At 79.5% G+C, this 1,249-nt stretch carries 1 protein-coding gene; it reads right to left on the reverse strand.

Annotated elements, in window-relative coordinates; genetic code table 11:
* The coding region (locus tag L1885_RS28450) for a PucR family transcriptional regulator ligand-binding domain-containing protein (protein ID WP_235800017.1) at positions 1–1,174 on the reverse strand (1,174 nt) is incomplete at its 3' end.
* Between the last annotated feature and the right edge of the window lie 75 nt (positions 1,175–1,249).

Consider the following 1,249-nt stretch of genomic DNA (forward strand, 5'->3'; position numbering starts at 1 on the left):
CCCCGGCGCGCAGCGCCGCCGCGACCCGGTCCGCGACGGGGGCCCGCTCCGCCTCCGCGCGCAGGCCGACCAGCAGCGGCACCCGCCCCTCCACCGGCCGCACGCCCAGCAGCACCGGCACGCCCACGGACGCCAGTTCCTCCAGCACGGCCCGGGCCAGCACCGCCCAGGTACCGGTTCGCGCGGGCTCCGGCGCGAGACGCATGACGACCGGCAGCAGCGGTCCCTCACCGGGCCTGAAACCGAGGACCCGGGCCAGGCCCGGCGCCTCCCGCGGCGGCACCCGGCCCTCCGCGAGGTCGGTGAGGAAATCGCCCCGGCCGCGGGCCGCCAGCTCCTCCTCCTGCCGGGCCTGCATGAGGACGACCGCGAGCGTGCCGGCGGCCCGCTCGGCCGCCAGCCGGTGCACCTGCCCGAGCGGCGCCGACACGGCGGGGATCACCAGCCGTGCCCGTACCGCCCCGGTGCCCTGCCCGCCGCCCGGGACGTCCACCAGCACCGACCCGGCGGGCGGCCCCGACCTGCGGGCCGCGGGCGCGCCGCGCAGCCCCTCCCACACCTGGAGCGGATCGGCGGGCGCCGGGCCCGCCGAACCGGCCGGCCCGGGCGCGGCCGCGTACAGCAGGGAGCCCTCGGCCGTCTCCAGGAACACCGGCCCGGCGGAGAAGTCCGCGAGGATGCCCAGCACCCGCGGGACGCCACCGCCGTCCAGGAGCGCCTCCGTGCACCGGCGGTGCACCTCCTCGGCGCGCCGCAGCAGCGCGTAGTGGCCGTTGACGATCCCGGTGTGCACCTCCTCGGTCACGGACACGAACGCGACCTCGCGGTGCAGCTGGACGAGGGGCAGTCCGGCCGTGCGGGCCGTCTCCACCAGCGGCTGCGGCAGCCGGTCGAAGCGGGGCCCGAGCTCCACCACGAGGGCGGCGATGCCGCGTTCCGCCAGGCGCCGCACGAACCCCCGCTGATCGGCCGCCCGGGCACCGAGCCCGAGGCCCGTCGTCAGCAGCAGCTCGCCGCCCTTGAGGAGCGACGCGATGTTGGGCACCTCGCCGGCGTGCACCCAGCGCACCGTGCGGTCGAGGTGCTCGGCGCCCGCGACCACCTCCGGCAGGCCGCCGCGCAGCGCCGGCAGCTCCAGCGCCTGCCGCACGGTGATGCCGCCCGGACCGTCCATGCCGGCGACCCTACCCGCGGCCCCACCGGCGCGGACATCCCGCTCGGCGGGGGACCGGCCCGGCTCGCGGGCGCG

Origin of the sequence: Streptomyces fuscigenes (assembly GCF_021556455.1) — a bacterium.
Classification (GTDB): domain Bacteria; phylum Actinomycetota; class Actinomycetes; order Streptomycetales; family Streptomycetaceae; genus Streptomyces; species Streptomyces fuscigenes.